This is a genomic window from Xanthomonas sp. GW, assembly GCF_014236815.1.
Taxonomy (GTDB): Bacteria; Pseudomonadota; Gammaproteobacteria; order Xanthomonadales; family Xanthomonadaceae; genus Xanthomonas_A.
In genome coordinates this window covers 140532-159054 of sequence record NZ_CP051189.1, presented here as the reverse complement: position 1 = coordinate 159054, position 18523 = coordinate 140532, and the positions used below count along the sequence as shown (strand labels likewise).

Sequence of the window (18523 nt, the reverse complement as noted above, 5' to 3'; positions counted from 1 at the left end):
CCCGACGGGAGAGGGGCTTATCGCGTCAGTACTTCTTTTCGACGTTGAACATCCAGGTCTGGTCGTTGCCGCTGTCGCCGTCGGTCACGCCGCGGTATTCGACGCGGGTGGATAGCCCCTGCTCGGTGGTGAACACCGCGCCCAGCCCCAGCATCAGCCGGTTGCGATCGAACACGCTCAGCCCGGTGCGGTACAGCAGGCCAGCATCGACGATGTCGGCATAGCTCAGCGTGGCGTCGCCGCGGCCTTGGAAGTCGCGCTGGTACTCCACGCGCAGCTGCGGGGTGAACTGGCCCCAGCTCATCTCGCGGCGCCACTCCAGGCGCAGGCCGAGGTTGCCGGTGGTGGTGGACACGTCCATGTCCGCGTAGTGCAGCGCGTACGGCACCATCGCCTCTTCGCTGTAAGCATCCAACGTGGCGCGGGCCATGTCCACGCGAGCGTACGGCGTGATCTGCCAGTCGCCGTGCTGCAGGTCGGCACCGGTGGACAGCGAGGCGATCCACTGGCTGCCGTCGCGGCGGCCTTCGGCCAGTTCGCCGTTGCCGGTCACGTAGCGGCGCAGGTCGTAGGACAGCAACTGGTAGCCGACCAGGGTGTCGAAGAAGAAATGCCGGCCCGGATGGAAGCTGGCATACACCGCCAGCGTGTAGGCAGTCGCCTTACTGCGGCTGCCGTTGTTGCCGACGTCGCTGTCGTCGCGGCCCCAGCCCACACCGGCACCCAGCGCCAGCGCGTCCGCGGCACGGTAGTCGGCGCCCATGCTCAGGCCGTCGGACTGGAAGTCCACGCCGGCGCGCTGGGCCTGCTTGTCCAGGCTGCCGGAGCGGATCGCACCGCCCACCCACAGACCGAGTTCGCCGTTGACCGCAGTCCTGGCGGTCGGTGTCGCCGCCGCGTCGTCGGCATCCATATCCGCATCCTTGTCCCAGGTGGCCTGGCTGCACGGCTGCGCAGGCATGCCACGCTCGGCCTGACGGCAGTGCGAGGTGGACTGGAAGCTCAGGCTGTTGTCGAAGCTGCGATCGCCGCGGTGGGTCGCCTCCAGCCGGCGCTGGAAGTTGTCGATCTGCGCCTTGGCGAAGCGCCGGGTCGATTCGGCCTGCGCATCGATCAGGCCGCGCACTTCCGCATCCAGGGTCGGATCCGGACGCGGCGCGACCACGAACACGATGGCCGCTTCGGCCGACGTCGCATAGGCGTTGGACAGGGTGAAGCGCACCGTGGCCTGGCCGGAGAACGCCGGGTTCGGGGTGAAGGTCATCATGAAGCTGGGGCCATCGGCCGCGGCTGCGGTCGGAACACCAGCCGCCGCCGCGCCACCGCTGCGAGTGATGGTTGCGGTGCCGGCATTGGCCGGCATGATCGCCACCAGCGCGGCGGCCACGAACGGCCCGCCGGTCGCGTTGCGGGTCAGGTCCACCGTCTGCGCTTCGCCGGACACCGCCTGCATCGTCACCGACGCCGCGACCGGGCGCGCATTGACGGTGAGGGTGACCGTGGCCGGCGCCGAGGTGCCACCGGCGCCGGTGGCGGTATAGCTCAGGGTGTCGGCGCCGACATAGCCGGCGGCCGGCGTGTACACCAGCTGCACGCCAGTCACCACTGCGGTGCCGTGGGTCGGCGCCGTCGTCACCGCGATCGTGTCGATGCTGCCGGTGTCGTTGCCGGTCACCGCCAGGGTCAGCGCGGTCTCGACCAGCGTGGCGCCGGTATCGTCCACCGCCACCGGTGCCGGCACCGCCGCGACGATCGCCACGGTATAGGCCTGTGCCGCGGTGAAGCCGTGCGCGTCGGTGACGCTGACGGTGAAGGCGGAACTGCCGATGGCGGTCGGGGTTCCCGAGAGCGCGCCGCCCGCAGCCAGGGTCAGACCGGCCGGCAAGGTACCGGCGCTTACCGCATAGCTGTAAGGCGCGGTGCCGCCGCTGGCGCTCAGGGTCTGGCTGTAGGCGGTGCCGACCTTGCCTGACGGCAGCGTCGGCGGCGCGATGACCAGCGTCGGCGCGACGATCGACAGCGTGTAAGCCTGCGGCGCGATGAAGCCGCCTGCATCGGTGACGGTCACGGTGAAGGCGAAACTACCGGCAACCGTCGGGGTGCCCGCCAGCGCGCCACCGGCCGCAAGGCTCAGCCCGGTCGGCAACGCGCCGGCGCTGACCGCGTAGCTGTACGGTGCGGTGCCGCCGCTTGCGGTCAGGGTCTGGCTGTAGGCGCTGCCGGCCGTACCGGCCGGCAAGGTCGGCGGCGCGATGGTCAGCGTCGGCGACACGATGTTCAGGCTGTAGCTCTGGCTCGCCTGCCCGGCGCTGCCGGTGGTGCTGTCGGTCGCGGTCAGGCTGAAGTTGAAATTGCCGGCCACGGTCGGCGTGCCGCTGAGTGCACCGGTCGCGCTGTTGACCGTGACGCCGGCCGGCAACGCGCCGGCGCTGAGCGCATAGGTGTACGGCGCGATGCCGCCGGTCGCCGGGTTGATGGCGGCCGTGTACGCCTGGCCTGCGGTACCGCCCGCCAGGGTGGTGGCCGGCAGGGTGAGCGTCGGGCTGGCCACGACCAGCGCGTAGGCGCGGTTGCCGCTGGTGGGACTGCCGCCGCTGTCGGTGGCGGTCGCCATGAAGTTGAAGCTGCCGCTTGCAGTGGGCGTGCCGGACAGCACGCCGGCGGCGCTCAAGGTCAAACCGGTCGGCAACGTACCGGCACTGACCGCGAAGGTGTACGGCGCGGTGCCGCCGCTGGCGGTCAGGGTCTGGTTGTAGGCGGTGCCCGCGGTCGCCGATGGCAGCGACGCCGGACCGACCGTCACCACCGCGTCGTCGTTGGTGATGGTGCCGGTGCCGGTGGCGCGGGCGATGCCCGCGTTGCTGGCGCCGGACAAATCGACGCTGAAGGTCTCGTTCGGCTCGACCGCGGTATCGCCGTTGACGGTGATCGCAACGCCTTGCGCGGTGGTCCCCGGCGCGAAGGTCAGCGTACCGACGCGCGCGACATAGTCGCTGCCGGCGGTGGCGGTGCCGTCGGCGGTGGCGTAGTCGACCGATACGGTCTGGCCGCTGGCCGCGCTCAGGCTCACCGTGAAGGTGGCCGTGGTGGTGCCGCTATTGCCTTCGTTGACGCTGACATCGTCGATCGACAGCGTCGGCTGCGCATCGTCGTTGACGATGGTGCCCTGGCCCTGGGGGTCGCTGACGCTGGCGCCGCTGACGTTGCTGACGTTGACGAAGAAGTTCTCGTTGGCCTCGTTGAGCGTGTCGCCGTTGACCAGCACGGTGAAGGTGGCGCTGCTGCTGCCGGCGGGGATGGTCTGCCCGGTCAGGCTCGAGGCGACGTAGTCCACGCCCGCAGTGGCGGAGCCATCGGCCGTGGCGATGTCGAAGCTGACGCCGCCGGCGCCGGCCGGCTGGCTCAGCGAGACGATAAAGGTCGCGTTGCTGGTGCCGGCATCGCCTTCGTTGAGGCTTACATTGTTGATGCTCAGCGAGGGCACATCGTCGTTGGCGATGGTGCCGGTGGCGCTATCGGGCGAACCCACGCTGTAGCCGCTGCCCGAGGCCAGGCTGATCACCACGGTTTCGTCGGGTTCGACGGTGCTGTCGGCGGTCGGGTTGATGGTGATGGTGCCGCTAGTCTGGCCGGCGCCGATCACCAGCGGCGAACTCACGGCCGCGTAGTCGTTGCCCGAGGTCGCGCTGCCGCCGACGTTGAAGGCGACCGATGTCGCATTCACCGGTGCCTGATCGAGCGTGACGGTATAGACCAGATTGGTGGCGCCGTCCTCGGACACGCTGGCCGGGGACACCGCGATCGACGCGCTGGGCACGTCGTCGTCGAGGATGGTGGCGGTGGCGCTGGACGGGCTGCCGATGCCGTAGCCGCTGCCGCTGGCCACGCTCATGATCACCGTCTCGTTCGCTTCCACGGTGCCGTCGGCGACCGGCGTGATGGCGAACGTGGCGGTGGTGGTATTGGCCGGGACCACGACGCTGCCCACCGCGCCGGTGTAGTCCCCGCCGCTGGTGGCGGTGCCGCTGGACGCGATGTTTACCGTCGTCGCCGAATTGCTGGTCTGACTCAACGTCACCGTGTAGGTGAAGGCCGCGCCGCTGTCTTCGTTGCGGCTGGCCGGACTCACCGCGATGCTGGCCGACAGCGCCGGGGTGATGGTGATGTTGAAGGTGATGGTGTCGCCGTCTCCGTCGAAGTAATAGAAGCTGTCGGAAGTTGCCGCATTGCCGTTGTGGGTATAGGTGACGGTCTGCGCCCCGCCTGCGCCGAGGCCACTAAGCACGCTGGTGCCGTTTGTCGGCTGACTACTGTCCTCACCGAGTCCGAGATCAGACGGTCCGTCGCAATTGCTGACGTCGATGACGACGGAGTTGCCCTGCACAACGGTCCTGCTTACTGTCGGGCAGTACTGCGAGGCCGCTGCGGCGGCCAGGCCGGAATACAACATCGTCAGCAGCAGCAGCGCAAAAATCAGCGGCAAGCGCACAAAGGCACGCGCACTTGCGTGCGCAGCGGTGCAATTCGTAGACATATTCCACTTCCCCGGAAGATCACGCCATCCCACTGGCGCCGGCAACGCTCCTGGTGCCTCGGACAGCATGGTTATAGGCCTTAAAAGGCATATTCCCCTCCACGCTGCAGCGACATTTGAACAGTAAATTCACATATTCGTAAAGCAACAAATGTGTTGAAACTGTCTAGTTCAGCATTATCAAGACTTGTATCGCGCAAGGGACGTGTTTAAGTACGACTGCGCCAGGCACGATGTCGGCGTCAAACCATTCGGGGGGAGATCCGCATGAGCGAGTTCTTCGTTGGTCAGATCATGATGACCGGCTTCGTTTTCGCGCCCAAGTATTTTGCGCAGTGCAACGGGCAGGTGCTGCCAATCAACCAGAACCAGGTGCTTTTCAGCCTGCTCGGCAACCGTTTCGGCGGTAATGGCAGCACCACCTTCGCGCTGCCGGACATGCGCGGGCGCACCCCGGTCGGCTCCTCGCCATCGGCCGATCCGGCCTGGCAACCGTCGCCGCTGCCGATGGGCCAGAGCGCCGGCGCCGAGAACGTCTCGCTGCTGCCCAGCAATCTGCCCGCGCACAATCATTTGCTGGAGTGCTCGAACACCACGGGCAACAACCGCAATCCCTCCGGCCGCTCGTTCGCCAACAACGCCAGCACCACCGGTCCGGCCACCGCGTTGTATGCGGCGCCCGGGACGCTGGTGGCGATGAATCCGGCGACGGTGGGTCCGGCCGGCGGCAGCCAGCCGCATCCGAACCTGCAGCCGTACACCACGATCAATTTCTGCATCGCGCTGAACGGCATCTTCCCCTCGCGCAGCTAGCGCCGGCACTTCATACACGCGGCGTGCCGACAGCGGCGCGCGGCGCACCACGACCAGGAAGGACACCATGGCCACTCCCTTCATCGGCGAGATCCGCATGTTCGGCTTCGGCCGCACCCCGCAGAACTGGCAGGCGTGCGACGGCAGCCTGTTGTCGATCTCCGAATACGAAGTCCTGTTCATGCTGATCGGCACCACCTACGGCGGTGACGGGCAGAACACATTCGCGGTCCCGGACCTGCGTGGGCGCTTGCCGCTGCATCAGGGACAGGGACCGGGCCTGAGCAACTATGTCATCGCGCAAACCTCTGGCACCGAGACGGTCACGCTGACCGGCCTGCAGATGCCCGCGCACACGCATACGCTGGTGGCCACGACCGCCGCCGCCACTGCCACCGCACCGACCGGTCTGCTGCCCGGCACGGTCGCCGGCGACATGTTCTATGCGACCGACATCAGCGGCGTCGTTGCGTTGCCAATGGCGACGCAGTCGACCACGATCACGGGTGGCAGCCTGCCGCACGACAACGTCATGCCAACGTTGACGGTGCAGTACTGCATCTCCACCGCCGGCATCTTTCCGCAGCAGAGCTGACCCCATTCGCCGCGCCGCGCTCGCCGTGGTGCCTGCCCGTTCCACCGGAGGACCGCGTTCATGACCGAACCCTATATCGGCGAAATCCAGCTGTTCGGCTTCGACTTCAATCCCGTCGGCTGGGCGCTGTGCAACGGTGCCATGCTGCCGCTGCAGCAGAACACCACGCTGTACTCGCTGCTCGGCACCGCCTACGGCGGCAACGGCAGCACGACGTTCCAACTGCCGAATTTCTGCGGGCGTGCCAGCTGCGAACAGGGCCAGGGGCCGGGATTGAGTAGCCGGCAGCGCGGCGACAGCTTCGGCTCGGCCGGAGTGAGTCTGTCGACTACGCAGATCCCGCCGCACCAGCACGGCATCACCGCGTTCTCGCAACCGGACCCGGCCAAGAGAACCGGCACGCCCGCCAACGGCGCGGCGCTGTCGTCGCTGGGCAGCGCTGCGGCGCGTCCGTTCGCGACGGTGGCGCAGCCTGAGGCCCAATTCTCGCCGACGGCACTGCTGCCCACCGGCACCGGCCTGGCGCACGAGAACCAGCAGCCCTATCTGGCGGTGAACTTCTGCATCGCGCTGTCGGGCGTCTACCCATCGTTCGACTGAGGCGGCCCGCATGCCCGCCGCCGCCGGTACGCCGGCGCCGACTTTTCCGGCTGGGCGCGAGCCCGTCGCCCAGCCGGGCGCCTTGCGCGCGCGCGGCATCGGCCTGCGCGCCGCACGCGATGCCGACCTGCCCTGGCTGCGCGACCTGTACGCCAGCACCCGCAGCGCGGAGCTGGCGGCGGTGCCATGGCCAGAGGCGGCCAAGCGCGCGTTCCTCGACCAGCAGTTCGCGCTGCAGCACGCGCATTATCTAAGCCACTTCGCCGGTGCCGACTTCCTGATCGTGAAAACCACGCAGGCACCGCTCGGCCGGCTCTACCTGGACCGCAGTGCGGCGCAGCATGTACTGGTGGATATCAGCCTGTTGCCGGAGCTGCGCGGCCAGTGCATCGGCACCGCGCTGATCACGCACGCGCAGGCACTGGCGCAGGCCGCCGGCTGCGCGCTGTCGCTGCATGTGCTGCATGCCAATCCCGAAGCGCGGCGCCTGTACGCGCGCCTGGGCTTCGTCGCCGGCGATGCCAGCGCCACCCATCTGCAAATGCACTGGCGCGCCGCCTGCACGGCGCCGGCTGTCAGTTGAAGACGGCCTGGTACAGGAAGCCGTCGCGCTCGCGCGCCACCGGTACCAGGAAGATCCCCACCTCGCCTAGGCGCGCATGGCGCATCCGGTAGATCTGTTGCGGGAACAGGAACGAGGAGGTGTTGCGGAACAGCAGCGAGAACGGCGCGCGCGGCGCGGCGGTCTTGATCGGCAGAGGCCGGGCCTCGACCAGCACGAAGGAGATCTCGCCCTCGTTCAATTCCGCCGCGAAGGTCTCGTTCACGCTTCCGGCGAAATGTTCCAACGTCAGCAATTCCATGCACGACTCCTGTCGCGGCGCCATCGCCGCCCCGCATCGTGGCGTGACCCGGCACTGCATACAAGACCGGCACCGCAACGGCACACGGAGCTGGCGATTCGGCGATGGCGGCGGCCCAGTTCGAGCGGCACGGGATCGCGAGCAGCGACGGCAGCGGCGGCCATGCGGTTCCTGCCGCGACGCAGGACTGCAAGGCCCGCGGACACCAGCCGGATCCGGCCCGTAGATGTGTCACCCGCACCAGCAAAACGGCCAGCCCCAGACCCAAGACACGCTGTTGCATGTACGGCGTCCCCGGACCACGCGCACGCAGGCGTCACGAATGCGACAATACTGCACGGCCCAGTTCGGTTAAGTTCAGCGGACTGGCTCAATCCTGTGTTGATTTTTCGTTAAAGGCCGCGATGGCGTCTTCCGAATCCAATGTGGTGCAGCTGTCGGGCGTGCGCATCGACCGTGGCGGCCGCGCGATCCTGCGCGATGTCTCGCTGGCGGTGCCGCGCGGCAGCATCACCGCCGTGCTCGGCCCGTCGGGCAGCGGCAAATCGACCCTGTTGGCGGCGCTGACCGGCGAGCTGGTGCCGGTCGCGGGCACGGTCGAGGTGTTCGGCCAGCCCTTGCCGCGCGGCAGCCGCGCGCTGCGCGAGACGCGCAAGAGCATCGGCGTGCTGCTGCAGGGCAACGGCCTGCTCACCGACCTGAGCGTGGCCGAGAACGTGGCGCTGCCGCTGCGCGCCCATACCCGCCTGCCCGAGCCGGTGCTGCAACGGCTGGTGGCGCTCAAGCTGCATGCGGTGGGCCTGCTGGCCGCCGCCGACGCCTGGCCGCGCGAGCTGTCCGGCGGCATGGCGCGGCGCGTGGCGCTGGCCCGCGCGCTGGCCCTGGACCCGCCGCTGATGATCTACGACGAACCGCTGACCGGCCTGGACCCGATCGCCTCCGGGGTGATCATGAGCCTGATCCAGCGCCTCAACGACACCCTCGGCCTGACCAGCATCATCGTCAGCCACCACGTCCACGAGACCCTGCCGATCTGCGACCAGGCGGTGGCGATCGCCAACGGCGGGGTGGTCTTCGCCGGCACGCCGGACGCGCTGCAGGCCAGCACCGACCCGCTGTTGCAACAGTTCCTGCACGGCCGCCCGGACGGCCCGATCCCGTTCGATGCGCCGCCGCGCGCGCGGAGTGCAGCCTGATGGGCGCCGTCGCCTCGATCCGCGCGCTGGGCCGTGCCGGACTGTTCTCGATCACCGTGCTGCGCGGCTCGCTGCCGACCCGCGATTTCCTGGCCGAACTGGTCCGCGAGATCTACAAGGTCGGCGCGCGCTCGCTGCCGATCATCGCCGTCGGCGGCGCCTTCGTCGGCCTGGTGCTGACCCTGCAGGGCTACCGCACGCTACAGACCTACGGCGCCTCCGATGCGCTGTCCACACTGCTGGGGCTGTCGCTGTACCGCGAGCTGGCGCCGGTGCTGACCGCGCTGCTGTTCATCGGCCGCGCCGGCAGCTCGATCGCCGCCGAACTGGGGCTGATGCGCGCCACCGACCAGATCAAGGCGCTGGAGCTGATGGCGATCGACCCGGTGGCCAAGGCGGTGGCGCCGCGCTTCTGGGCGGCGGTGCTGACCGTGCCGCTGCTGACCGGCATCTTCTGCTCGCTGGCGATCAGCGCCAGCTACTTCGAAGCGGTGCATGTGCTGGGCCTGGACAAGGGCACGTTCTGGTCGGCGCTGTCGAGCAGCGTGGATTTCTGGGACGACTTCGGCGTGGCGATGCTGAAGTCGGCGGTGTTCGGCGGCACCGCGGCGCTGGTGGCCTCGTATGTCGGCTTCCACGCCGAGCCGACCATCGAGGGCACCTCGGTGGCCACCACCCGCGCGGTGGTGAACGCCTCGCTGCTGGTGCTGATGTTCAATTTCGTCCTGTCGGCGCTGCTGTTCCAGTAAGGGACCGCGCGCCAAAGCCCGCCTTCGGCGGCGGGCGCTTCCGCAACACCGGCCGCGGCACTGTCGCCGCGGCCCAGATGAATCAACAAGGTAGACACGTTATGGCTATCCGTGGTCCCCGTCTCGAGTTCGCCGTCGGCGCCTTCCTGCTGCTGGGCCTGGCCTCGCTGCTGGTGCTGGCGCTCGCCTCCACCAACCGCCAGTGGGGCTTCGGCGGCGGCCGCTACGAGCTGACCGCGCGCTTCTCGCAGATCGGCCAGCTGCGTCAGCAGGCGCCGGTGAAGATCGGCGGGGTGATCATCGGCCAGGTGGCGAAGATCGAGCTGGATCCGGCCAAGTTCGACTCGGTGGTGACCCTGGCCATCGACGACCGCTACAAGGACCTGCCGGCGGACACCTCGGCCGGCATCCTGACCAGCGGCCTGCTCGGCGAGAGCTATGTCGGCCTGCAGCCCGGCGGCGACCCCGACACGCTCAAGCCCGGCCAGGAGATCGCCTTCACCCAGCCGGCGGTGGACCTGATCCAATTGGTCGGCAAGTACATGTTCGGCGGCGGCAGCAGCAGCGGCGGTAACGCCGGCGCGACGCCCGCTGCCGCATCCTCCGCGAACACCGCCACTCCCTCTACGGAAACGGAACCCAAGCCATGACCAACAAACTGCTTTCCGCCGCGCTCGCCGCCGTCCTGGCCGCCGCCGCACCCGCCATCGCACTGGCCCAGGCCGCGCCTGCCGCTGCTGCCGCCACCCAGCAGGGCTCGGCCAGCAAGGTCGTGCTCGACAACAGCACCCGCATCCTGACCACGCTGGAACAGCGCCGCGCCGAGTTCAAGAACAACAACGCCGCGCTCAAGCAGTTCATCGACAGCGAGATGAACAAGTCCTTCGACCGCGACTACGCCGCGCGCCTGGTACTCGGCGTGCACGGCCGCGGCGCCTCCGATGCCGACGTCAAGTTGTTCGCCGACGCGATGGCCGACAACCTGATGCAGCGCTACGGCACCTCGCTGCTGACCTTCGAAGGCAAGCCGCAGGTGCGGGTGAAGTCGGAAACCCCGCTGCCGGGCGGCCGCGGCGCCAAGGTCTCCACCGAGCTGCTGCGCAGCGGCGGCGACCCGATCCCGGTCGACTACCTGCTGCGCAACAACGGCGGCAGCTGGAAGATCTTCGACGTGATGGTGGAAGGCGTGTCGTACGTGCAGACCTTCCGCAATCAGTTCGACACGCCGCTGCGCACCAAGTCGATCCCGCAGGTCGCGGCCGATCTGCGCAACGGCGCGATGCAAGTGGCACCGGCGAGCAACAGTGGCAAGTGAGCCACGCCTGCGTCGCGACGGCGACACGCTCGCGCTGAGCGGCGTGCTCGACCGTGCCGCGGCCACCGCGCTGTGGCCGGCGGCGCTGCCGCTGCTGGCCGGCGCGCGGGCACTGGATCTGCGCGAGGTGGCGCAGGTGGACAGCGCCGGCCTAGCGCTGCTCGCCGAACTGGCCGCACGCCTGCGTGCGCAGGGCCAGGCCGAGGTCGCCATCCATGGCGCCCCGGCCGGCCTGACCGAATTGAGCGCCGCCTACCGGCTGGCGCCGACCCTGGATTTCCAATCTCCCCTGGCGGCGAGCTGACCCCATGAACGTGCTGCGTATCCTCACTTCCCTGGCCCTGGCCGCCGCCCTGGGCGCCTGTGCCGGCGCCCCCAAGCGCCCCCCGCCGCCGCCGGCCGCGACCACGGTGCAGGCGACGCCTGCCGACACCGCCGTTGCCGATAGCGGTGCTATGGACGCGGCACCAGCGGCCGATGCGCAGGCCGCCGTGCCGGCCCCCGTCGCCGGCGACGCGATGGCCGCACCGGCGAGCGTGCCGCCGACCGGTGGCGCGGCGACCGCCGCCGAAGACGACTACGCCGCGCTGTACGGCGGCGACCCGTACAACCCGGTCGCCGATCCGACCCTGCCGGCCGGCGTCGCCGTGCCGCAGAGTTACGATCCGTGGGAGAAGTTCAACCGCAAGGTGCACAAGTTCAACAACGTGGTCGACCGCACCGTGGCGCGGCCGCTGGCGCGCGCCTACGTCAACGTGGTGCCGCGGCCGGTGCGGCTGGGCGTGACCAACTTCTTCGACAACCTCAGCTCGCCGCTGACCATGGTCAACCAGTTGCTGCAGGGCCGTCCGCTGCAGGCCGGGCAGACCCTGGGCCGGTTCGTGATGAACAGTACGCTGGGTATCGGCGGCATCTTCGACCCGGCCAGCGACGCCAAGCTGCCGCGGCGCAGCGAGGACTTCGGCCAGACCCTGGGCGCCTGGGGCTGGCGCCGTTCGCGTTACGTGGAGCTGCCGCTGTTCGGGCCGCGCACGGTGCGCGACGTGTTCGGCCTGGCCGGCGACGCGCCGCTGTCGCCGCTGCGGCAGATCGGGGAGGACACGGTGCGCATCGGCCTGCAGGGCCTGCAACTGGTGGATACGCGTGCGCAGCTGCTGTCGCTGGACAGCATGCGCGACAACGCGCCGGACGAGTACCAGCTGACCCGCGACGCGTGGATGCAGCGCCGCAGCTATCAGATCGAAGGCGACCTGCACAGCCACAACAAGCGCCAGGACAACGATCTGCCCGACTATCTGCGCGAGGAAGAGACCAATCCGACCGTGCCGGTGGACGCGATGCCGATCCCGGAGTGGCGCGGCGGCAGCCGCTGAGCCGCGCGTTTTCCCGGAGGCACACAAAAACCCGGCTTCGGCCGGGTTTTTTTATGGCTGAATTCTTTCTGCCGTTCCCGCTGCGGGAGCAGCGTGATTCTGATCAGCTATCGCCGCGCGACTTACAGCGGCGTGTCCGGCAGGCAGTCCGGTAGACACATGCCAGCAGCATGCATTGCTCCTGCCATTGCTAGTGCCGTTGTTGTTGCTGTTGCTGTTGCTGTTGCTCGTGCTGTTGCTCGTGCTTTTGCTCGTGCTTTTGCTCGTGCTTTTGCTCGTGCTTTTGCTTCGTCTTTGATTTACCGGGCCCCCTCAGCGCGGCAGGCTCGGCGGGCGAATACCCGAAGGGCGGCGCGCAGGATGCGCGACGTTTTTCGTTGGCACATGGATGTGCCATCGAAAAATGCCCGTCGTGCCTGCGGACCTGGAGCGCGCAGCGCGGAAGGCGCGCTGCGGGGTGTGCTTTCTTTTGGTTACTTTTCTTTGCACAAGCAAAGAAAAGTGACCCGCGCCAGCGGAAGCTGTTGCTCTTGCTTCAAAGCTTCAGGCTCCAAAGCTTCAAAATCTCAATGCCAGAACCAAGGCAAGGGCAAAGGCTTTCGCCTTACGGCGAGTTACTTTTCTTTGCTCGCGCAAAGAAAAGTAACCAAAAGAAAGCGCGCCCTGCCTTGCGCCCTCCGCGCTACGCGCTCCGGGTCCGCGGATGCACCGGGGATTCGCGGAAGGGGCATCCTGCCCCTGCCGCGAACGGCGCACATCCATGTGCGCCGCCCTTCGGGTTTTTCCCCGGTCCATCCGCCGCTGCGGAAGGGAACCCCGGTAAGTCAAAAGCGACAGCCAAAGCAACAGCAACAGCAACAGCAACAGCGACGGCGACGGCGACGGCGACGGCGACGGCGACGCAGTGGGCTCGCGCAATCGCGGCTCAGCAAGCCAGCCGCATAGCGACTGTAGGAGCGGCTTCAGCCGCGACGAACGGAGCGGGATTTCCAAAGCTTCCGGCGACCTGTCGGGACTCATGGCTCGATGCCAGCGGAGCCCCTCCTACATGCAGCCGGACAACCCAGGCATCGCCTCGCGGTAGCGAACGCCGCAAACCGTTTACGCCAGCGCCGCCTCGATCGCCGTGCGCAGGCGCGGGTCCTCGGCGGTCACGTCTGGAGCGAAGCGGCCCAGCACCTGGCCGTCGCGGCCGAGCAGGAACTTCTCGAAGTTCCACAGCACGCCCGGCGCCGGATTGGGTTCGATGCCGTAGCCGACCAGCTTCTCGCGCATCGGGCCTTCGCCCTCGGTGTTCGGCTGCGCCTGGATCAACGAACCGTACAGCGGATGCGTCGCCTCGCCGGTGACCGCGATCTTGGCGAACATCGGGAACGTCACGTCGTAGGTGAGCTGGCAGAACTGCTGGATCTCCGCCTCGCTGCCCGGCTCCTGGCCCTTGAAGTCGTTGGCCGGGAAACCGAGCACGTCCAGCCCGTCGGCCTGCTTTTCGCGATACAGCGCTTCCAGCCCCTCGTACTGCTTGGTCAGGCCGCACTTGGAGGCGACGTTGACGACCAGCAGCACCTTGCCGCGATGCGCGGCCAGCGAAGCGGGCTGGCCGTCGATGGTGGTCAACGGGATGTCGTAGATCGATTGGCTCACGTGCAGCTCCTGCAACAAGATGGAGCGCAAGCATAGGCGCATGGCCGCGCAACGGCTATCGCGCGGCGACCTGGGCGTGTCCATTATCCCGAACAAGCCGCGCCGCTCCTGGCCGTGCACGGAGCAGGAAGCGGACATCGTCCCGTCCGAATCATTGCGCCGTCCGCACACGCGCAAGAGCGGCCTTGCGGGTTGGTGATGGCAGACCCAGCGCGCCCGCTCGGACGGGAGCACACGCACTCAGTCGATGCAGATCTGCGATCCGCCCACGCCGCCTTGCACAGCCTGCCGGCAGCCGTAGTTCTCGCTGATGTCGCGTTGGCATACGCCCTGCGCAGCCGCGCCAGCGGGCACCAGTGCGACCGCCAGGCAGTCGCCATGGCACTGGCTTTTGTCGCTGCAGGCCTTGCCGGCATCGGCGAACGGGATCACACACTTGAGCAGTCCGCGCCGGCCGAGCGGGCGCAGGCTGCCGCCTTGTGCCGTGCACGCCGCAGCGTCGGCCGCAGCGGCGCCATCGGCGCCCGCCTGGGGCGCGGATGGCGTGGGACCCGCCTGCGGGCGTGGACCGCTACTGCAGGCAGCCAGCAGCAGGCAGGACAACAGGGGCATGCACCATCGCATCGACATAAGGATTTCCATTCGGCCGGTTCCGACGCAGTATCGCAATGCGCCGTCGCCAGGAGGTGCAAGGGCGTGCGCGATGTCGCCTATTGCTGGTCTTCGCGTGCGATCGTCATGCCGGTCGGCAGCGCGATGGGCAACTCAAAGCGGCGAGAGCTGCGTACCGGCCAGCCTCGACGCCTGGCGCAGCGAGGCGCACGGTGCGCCGTGCCGCCTATTCCTGCTCGTCGCGTGCCGGATCTTCGTCCGTATCGGCATCGGCGATGGGCAACTCGAGATCGAGCAGCGGGGTGAACTGCGCATCGGCCAGCGTCTCCACTCCGCGCAGGCGGCGTTCGATGGTGCGGGTCTTGCGGCTGGCATCGCCCAGGCTTTTACCGACGGTGCCGATCTGCTTCTCGGCCCTTTCCAGAATGCCGGCGAACTTGCCGAACTCGCTCTTGACCGCGGCCAGCACGCCCCACACTTCGCTGGAGCGCTTCTCGATGGCCAGGGTGCGGAAGCCCATCTGCAGGCTGTTGAGCAGCGCGGTGACGGTGGTGGGGCCGGCGATGACGATGCGGTGCTCGCGCTGCAGCAGGTCGGCCAGGCCGGGCCGGCGTAGCGTCTCGGCGTACAGGCCTTCGGTGGGCAGGAACATCACCGCGAAATCGGTGGTGTGCGGCGGCGCGATGTACTTGTCGCTGATCGACTTGGCCTGCACCCGGATCGCGCGCTCCAGCTGCGCACCCATCGCCAGCACCTGCTCCGCATCGCCCTGTTCCTGCGCGTCGAGCAGCCGCTCGTAGTCCTCGCGCGGGAACTTGGCATCGATCGGCAGCCACACCGGCGTGTCCTCGTGGCCGCGGCCGGGCAAGCGCACCGCGAAGTCGACCGCCTCGTTGCGCTCCGGGCGCACCCGCACGCTGCGCGCGTACTGCTCCTGGGTCAGGGTCTGCTCGAGGATGTTCTCCAGCTGCACTTCGCCCCAGCCGCCGCGGTTCTTGACGTTGCTCAGCACGCGCTTGAGATCGCCGACGCCGGTGGCCAGCTGCTGCATCTCGCCCAGCCCGCGCTGGACCTGCTCGAGCCGCTCGGAGACCAGCTTGAACGAGGCGTCCAGGCGCGTGTTGAGGGTGGTCTGCAACTTCTCGTCGACGGTGCCGCGCATCTGCTCGAGCTTGGCAGCGTTGTCGGCCTGCAGTTCCTTCAAGCGCTCTTCCAGGGTGCTGCGCATCTCGCCGATGCGCTGCTCGTTGCGCTGGATCAGTTCGTTGAGGCGCTGGCCGAGCGTGTCGGCGAAGCGCTGCTGCGACTCGGCGCCTTCCACGCGGCTCTTGCGCGCGTCTTCGACCAGGGTCTCGCGCAGCCCGGTCAGGTGCGCGTCGATGCGCGCGATCAGCTCGCTCTGCTGCTGGCCGAACTGCAGCATGCGCGCGTCCTGCTGCTGGCCGAACGCGTCGAGCTGGCTGCGCATTTCGACCAGGCGCTGGTTGAGCAGTTCGGCGACGCGTTGCTGCGCCTCGCCGGCCTCGACCCGGCCGCGCCGCGCGTCCTCGGTCAACGCTTCGCGCAGCAGGTCCAGGCGCTGGTCGGTGCGGGTGGACAGGTCGGACAGATGACGGGCGAAGCCTTCGCTGCGCGCGTCCTGCTGCCGCGCGAGGCTGTCGAGCTGCTCGCGCAGTTCGCCGCGGCCGCTGCGCTGTTCTTCGCGCAGGACCTGCTCCAGCGCCGTGTGGTCGGTTCGGCGCAGCAGCACCACCAGCAGCAGCACGATGACGGCGCACAGCAGGCCGGCCAGGATCAGGAAATGGGAATCGGTTTGCATGCCGCCAGTGTAGCCGGCCGCGTCTCAGGCGCTGCGCCGCGCAGGCACACATCCGCAGCCGGGGCCGGCACACAGCCGCCGACACGGCCGTCTTGCGCCGGCACCCGCGCCGGTGCACGCTGCTTCGCCCGCACCCGGCCCGGATTCGATGCTCACCCTGTACGGCAAATCTTCTTCGATCAACGTACGCAAGGTGCTGTGGCTGTGCGCGGAACTGGACCTGGCGATCGAGCAGCTGCCCTACGGCGCCGGCTTCGCTGAGGTGGACACGCCGGAATTCCGCGCGTTGAACCCGAACGCAATGGTACCGGTGCTGCGCGATGGCGACTTCGTACTGTGGGAATCCAACAGCATCTGCCGCTACCTGGCGGCGCGCCAGCAGCGCGCGGACCTGCTGCCGACCGCGCCGCAGGCGCGGGCAACAGTCGAGCAGTGGATGGACTGGCAGGCCACCGAACTCAACAACGCATGGCGCTACGCGTTCATGGCGCTGGTCCGCGACAGCCCCGCGCATCGCGATGCGCAGGCGCTGGCGCAGGGCATGGCCGGCTGGCATCGGCACATGGGCATCCTCGACGCGCAGCTGCAGCGCACCGGCGCCTACGCGGCGGGCGCGGACTTCACCGTGGCCGACATCGTGCTCGGCCTGTCCACCCAGCGCTGGATGGCCACGCCGATGGCGCGGCCGCCGCTGCCGGCGGTGGCCGCGTACTACGAACGCCTGTCGGCACGCCCGGGCTTTCTGGCGCACGGACGCAACGGCATCCCGTAGCCGCTCTTGGCGCAGCGCGCGCCGCAGCAGGTACTGGCTTTGCCCGCGGCGATACGTTGGTATAGGCCGGCGATGCGCATGGCCATGAAAAAGCGCCGCATGCGCGGTGGCCGGCGCCAGGCCACGTATGCCAAGCTTTGCCGCGTCGCGAAGCTGCATCCCGGGCACCGCGGCAAGACCCCGTGCATCCCCACTGCCGCCCGCGTTGACGGCGTGCGGATGCCATGTCTTGCCGCAGCGCCGACGCCGCCGCTGCGTCCACGCCCGCGAGGCCTGCGTCCGTCGCCGGCGCCGCAACCGCGCACGTTCCGCCCTCATCAGGAGACCGCCATGGACCCCGACCCGCATCCGCGCGGCGCCATCGCCACGCTCCCGCCTGCGCTGTCCTTTTCACGCTTGCCCGGTCCCGCCGCAGAGACGTCCGCCCATCCGCAAGGGTGAGGCGTTCCTTCCGGCAGCGCGCCGGAAGGAGGTTTTCATGCTGCTGTATACGTCCCGTTTCCAACGCGCCCTGCACCGCGCCCTGCGCGCGGCGGTGGCCATGCACCGCGCCGACATCCTGTGCCAGCTGCTCGCCGCGCATGGCGTGCGCGCGTTCGCCAAGGCCCTGTCCGGCTTCCCCGCGCGCGTGCTCGCCGATGCGCTGTCGCTGCTGCCGGGCGAGGACCGCATCCGCGTACTGGTGCGTCTGTCGCGGTCGGCGCGGCGGCGCCTGCGCCAGCCCGGTCCCGCCATGGCGGCGCTGCCGGGCTGGCGGCAGCGGGCGCTGGGCTGGTGGTCGGATTCGGCGGCGGCGCTGAGACGCGCGATTGCCACGCATCTGCCGCATCATGCCCGGTCCCTGTCGCCCGACATATCCGCAGGCATTGCGATGACCCATCCGCTCCGCCACCGGTCGCCGCGCTGATGGAAGCGCTGCGCCTGTTCAATCTCGCCTCGCTGCTCGACACCCTGGTGAGCCTGTCCACCGCCTTCGCGCTGGGCGCGGTCATCGGCTTCGAGCGGCAGGTGCGGCAGCGCACCGCCGGCCTGCGCACCAACACCCTGGTCGCGGTCGGCGCGGCCATCTTCGTCTCGCTCGGCGACCGCCTGTTCGAGATCCATGGCGGCACCCAGGGCGCGGTGCAGGTGGTGGCCTACGTGGTCTCCGGCATCGGCTTCCTCGGTGCCGGCGCGATCATGAAGGAAGGCGCCAATGTCACCGGCCTGAACACCGCGGCCACGCTGTGGGGGTCGGGCGCGGTCGGCGCCTGCGCCGGCGCCGGGCTGGTCGCCGAGGCGGTACTGGCGGCGGTGTTCGTGCTGCTCAGCAACACCTTGCTGCGCCCGGTGGTGAACCGGATCAACCGCCGGCCGCTGGAGGAATCCTCGATCGAGGCGACCTACGTGTTCTACGTGATCTGCGCCCGCGGCGTGCACGGTGCGGTGCGCGAGCGGCTGATCGAGCTGCTGGAAGCCGCCCACTACCCGGCGCGCGAGGTGGACCAGCATCCGTTCGGCCAGCACGACGTGGAGATCGCCGCGACGCTGTACGCGACCGCGGTGCACGCCGAAGAGCTGGATACGGTGATCCAGCACCTGGAAGGCGAACCCGGTGTACAACAGGCGTTCTGGAACGCCGGGGCCGAAGGCTGATCG

18 protein-coding genes are annotated in these 18523 nt (G+C 68.8%); 13 read left to right on the top strand and 5 right to left on the bottom strand.

Going from position 1 to position 18523, the window contains the following annotated elements:
- Nucleotides 1-25: 25 nt before the first annotated feature.
- Complete coding sequence (locus HEP73_RS00735) at nucleotides 26-4534, bottom strand: putative Ig domain-containing protein (protein WP_458309641.1); 4509 nt, start codon at nucleotides 4532-4534, stop codon at nucleotides 26-28.
- A gap of 267 nt (nucleotides 4535-4801) precedes the next feature.
- Between HEP73_RS00735 and HEP73_RS00730 the strand changes: the two genes are divergently transcribed.
- The 4 genes from HEP73_RS00730 to HEP73_RS00715 all read left to right on the top strand — a co-directional run bounded on the left by HEP73_RS00730 (nucleotide 4802) and on the right by HEP73_RS00715 (nucleotide 7125).
- Nucleotides 4802-5347 carry a phage tail protein gene (locus HEP73_RS00730; RefSeq protein WP_185814759.1) on the top strand — a complete coding sequence of 182 codons (546 nt, stop codon included), beginning with the start codon at nucleotides 4802-4804 and terminating at the stop codon, nucleotides 5345-5347.
- A gap of 67 nt (nucleotides 5348-5414) precedes the next feature.
- On the top strand, nucleotides 5415-5942 hold the full coding sequence (locus HEP73_RS00725) for a phage tail protein (protein WP_185814758.1): 528 nt from the start codon (nucleotides 5415-5417) through the stop codon (nucleotides 5940-5942).
- 60 nt (nucleotides 5943-6002) lie between these two features.
- Nucleotides 6003-6542 carry a phage tail protein gene (locus HEP73_RS00720; RefSeq protein WP_185814757.1) on the top strand — a complete coding sequence of 180 codons (540 nt, stop codon included), beginning with the start codon at nucleotides 6003-6005 and terminating at the stop codon, nucleotides 6540-6542.
- 10 nt (nucleotides 6543-6552) lie between these two features.
- Nucleotides 6553-7125 (top strand): GNAT family N-acetyltransferase, encoded by a 573-nt coding sequence (locus tag HEP73_RS00715; RefSeq protein ID WP_185821747.1) that lies wholly within the window; start codon nucleotides 6553-6555, stop codon nucleotides 7123-7125.
- On the opposite strand, the gene HEP73_RS00710 is transcribed toward HEP73_RS00715, so the two are convergent.
- The gene (locus HEP73_RS00710; RefSeq protein WP_185814755.1) at nucleotides 7118-7405 is read right to left on the bottom strand and encodes a DUF6916 family protein; all 288 of its coding nucleotides are present in this window, start codon (nucleotides 7403-7405) and stop codon (nucleotides 7118-7120) included. The genes HEP73_RS00715 and HEP73_RS00710 overlap by 8 nt on opposite strands.
- Nucleotides 7406-7809: 404 nt before the next feature.
- Here HEP73_RS00710 and HEP73_RS00705 point away from each other — a divergent pair, with 404 nt between their 5' ends.
- The 6 genes from HEP73_RS00705 (at nucleotide 7810) to HEP73_RS00680 (ending at nucleotide 12038) form a co-directional block, all read left to right on the top strand.
- A complete protein-coding gene (locus tag HEP73_RS00705) occupies nucleotides 7810-8601 on the top strand; it encodes an ABC transporter ATP-binding protein (protein WP_185821746.1) in 792 nt (263 codons plus the stop codon).
- Nucleotides 8601-9350 carry an MlaE family lipid ABC transporter permease subunit gene (locus HEP73_RS00700; RefSeq protein WP_003466288.1) on the top strand — a complete coding sequence of 250 codons (750 nt, stop codon included), beginning with the start codon at nucleotides 8601-8603 and terminating at the stop codon, nucleotides 9348-9350. The genes HEP73_RS00705 and HEP73_RS00700 overlap by 1 nt, the downstream gene beginning before the upstream one ends.
- Before the next feature lie 101 nt (nucleotides 9351-9451).
- The gene (gene mlaD / locus HEP73_RS00695) at nucleotides 9452-10000 is read left to right on the top strand and encodes an outer membrane lipid asymmetry maintenance protein MlaD (protein ID WP_179570476.1); all 549 of its coding nucleotides are present in this window, start codon (nucleotides 9452-9454) and stop codon (nucleotides 9998-10000) included.
- Nucleotides 9997-10665, top strand: coding sequence for an MlaC/ttg2D family ABC transporter substrate-binding protein (locus HEP73_RS00690; protein WP_185821745.1), 669 nt, complete (start codon nucleotides 9997-9999; stop codon nucleotides 10663-10665). Before mlaD ends, HEP73_RS00690 begins: the two co-directional genes overlap by 4 nt.
- Complete coding sequence (locus tag HEP73_RS00685; RefSeq protein WP_179570474.1) at nucleotides 10655-10969, top strand: STAS domain-containing protein; 315 nt, start codon at nucleotides 10655-10657, stop codon at nucleotides 10967-10969. The genes HEP73_RS00690 and HEP73_RS00685 overlap by 11 nt, the downstream gene beginning before the upstream one ends.
- Nucleotides 10970-10973: 4 nt before the next feature.
- Complete coding sequence (locus tag HEP73_RS00680; protein WP_185821744.1) at nucleotides 10974-12038, top strand: MlaA family lipoprotein; 1065 nt, start codon at nucleotides 10974-10976, stop codon at nucleotides 12036-12038.
- Between the two features lie 1101 nt (nucleotides 12039-13139).
- On the opposite strand, the gene HEP73_RS00675 is transcribed toward HEP73_RS00680, so the two are convergent.
- The 3 genes from HEP73_RS00675 to rmuC all read right to left on the bottom strand — a co-directional run bounded on the left by HEP73_RS00675 (nucleotide 13140) and on the right by rmuC (nucleotide 16113).
- Nucleotides 13140-13682 carry a glutathione peroxidase gene (locus tag HEP73_RS00675; protein ID WP_221899365.1) on the bottom strand — a complete coding sequence of 181 codons (543 nt, stop codon included), beginning with the start codon at nucleotides 13680-13682 and terminating at the stop codon, nucleotides 13140-13142.
- Between the two features lie 240 nt (nucleotides 13683-13922).
- The gene (locus HEP73_RS00670; protein WP_185823235.1) at nucleotides 13923-14312 is read right to left on the bottom strand and encodes a hypothetical protein; all 390 of its coding nucleotides are present in this window, start codon (nucleotides 14310-14312) and stop codon (nucleotides 13923-13925) included.
- 208 nt (nucleotides 14313-14520) lie between these two features.
- Nucleotides 14521-16113 (bottom strand): DNA recombination protein RmuC, encoded by a 1593-nt coding sequence (gene rmuC, locus HEP73_RS00665; RefSeq protein WP_185821742.1) that lies wholly within the window; start codon nucleotides 16111-16113, stop codon nucleotides 14521-14523.
- Between the two features lie 148 nt (nucleotides 16114-16261).
- On the opposite strand from rmuC, the gene HEP73_RS00660 reads away from it, so the two are divergent.
- The 3 genes from HEP73_RS00660 to HEP73_RS00650 all read left to right on the top strand — a co-directional run bounded on the left by HEP73_RS00660 (nucleotide 16262) and on the right by HEP73_RS00650 (nucleotide 18520).
- On the top strand, nucleotides 16262-16885 hold the full coding sequence (locus tag HEP73_RS00660; protein ID WP_185823234.1) for a glutathione S-transferase family protein: 624 nt from the start codon (nucleotides 16262-16264) through the stop codon (nucleotides 16883-16885).
- A 478-nt stretch (nucleotides 16886-17363) separates the two neighbouring features.
- Entirely contained in the window at nucleotides 17364-17792 is a 429-nt protein-coding gene (locus tag HEP73_RS00655) for a hypothetical protein (protein ID WP_185821741.1), read from the top strand.
- Nucleotides 17792-18520 carry an MgtC/SapB family protein gene (locus HEP73_RS00650; RefSeq protein WP_185821740.1) on the top strand — a complete coding sequence of 243 codons (729 nt, stop codon included), beginning with the start codon at nucleotides 17792-17794 and terminating at the stop codon, nucleotides 18518-18520. The genes HEP73_RS00655 and HEP73_RS00650 overlap by 1 nt, the downstream gene beginning before the upstream one ends.
- Nucleotides 18521-18523 lie beyond the last annotated feature (3 nt).

What these genes read in the sequence shown, in the direction of transcription:
- HEP73_RS00660 (WP_185823234.1), top strand. Translation starts at nt 16,262, where the DNA reads ATGCTCACCCTGTACGGCAAATCTTCTTCGATCAACGTACGCAAGGTG.
- HEP73_RS00715 (WP_185821747.1), top strand. Translation starts at nt 6,553, where the DNA reads ATGCCCGCCGCCGCCGGTACGCCGGCGCCGACTTTTCCGGCTGGGCGC.
- HEP73_RS00705 (WP_185821746.1), top strand. Translation starts at nt 7,810, where the DNA reads ATGGCGTCTTCCGAATCCAATGTGGTGCAGCTGTCGGGCGTGCGCATC.
- HEP73_RS00725 (WP_185814758.1), top strand. Translation starts at nt 5,415, where the DNA reads ATGGCCACTCCCTTCATCGGCGAGATCCGCATGTTCGGCTTCGGCCGC.
- HEP73_RS00655 (WP_185821741.1), top strand. Translation starts at nt 17,364, where the DNA reads ATGCTGCTGTATACGTCCCGTTTCCAACGCGCCCTGCACCGCGCCCTG.
- mlaD (WP_179570476.1), top strand. Translation starts at nt 9,452, where the DNA reads ATGGCTATCCGTGGTCCCCGTCTCGAGTTCGCCGTCGGCGCCTTCCTG.
- HEP73_RS00710 (WP_185814755.1), bottom strand. Translation starts at nt 7,405, where the DNA reads ATGGAATTGCTGACGTTGGAACATTTCGCCGGAAGCGTGAACGAGACC.
- HEP73_RS00735 (WP_458309641.1), bottom strand. Translation starts at nt 4,534, where the DNA reads ATGTCTACGAATTGCACCGCTGCGCACGCAAGTGCGCGTGCCTTTGTG.
- HEP73_RS00650 (WP_185821740.1), top strand. Translation starts at nt 17,792, where the DNA reads ATGGAAGCGCTGCGCCTGTTCAATCTCGCCTCGCTGCTCGACACCCTG.
- HEP73_RS00670 (WP_185823235.1), bottom strand. Translation starts at nt 14,312, where the DNA reads ATGTCGATGCGATGGTGCATGCCCCTGTTGTCCTGCCTGCTGCTGGCT.
- HEP73_RS00720 (WP_185814757.1), top strand. Translation starts at nt 6,003, where the DNA reads ATGACCGAACCCTATATCGGCGAAATCCAGCTGTTCGGCTTCGACTTC.
- rmuC (WP_185821742.1), bottom strand. Translation starts at nt 16,113, where the DNA reads ATGCAAACCGATTCCCATTTCCTGATCCTGGCCGGCCTGCTGTGCGCC.
- HEP73_RS00730 (WP_185814759.1), top strand. Translation starts at nt 4,802, where the DNA reads ATGAGCGAGTTCTTCGTTGGTCAGATCATGATGACCGGCTTCGTTTTC.
- HEP73_RS00700 (WP_003466288.1), top strand. Translation starts at nt 8,601, where the DNA reads ATGGGCGCCGTCGCCTCGATCCGCGCGCTGGGCCGTGCCGGACTGTTC.
- HEP73_RS00680 (WP_185821744.1), top strand. Translation starts at nt 10,974, where the DNA reads ATGAACGTGCTGCGTATCCTCACTTCCCTGGCCCTGGCCGCCGCCCTG.
- HEP73_RS00690 (WP_185821745.1), top strand. Translation starts at nt 9,997, where the DNA reads ATGACCAACAAACTGCTTTCCGCCGCGCTCGCCGCCGTCCTGGCCGCC.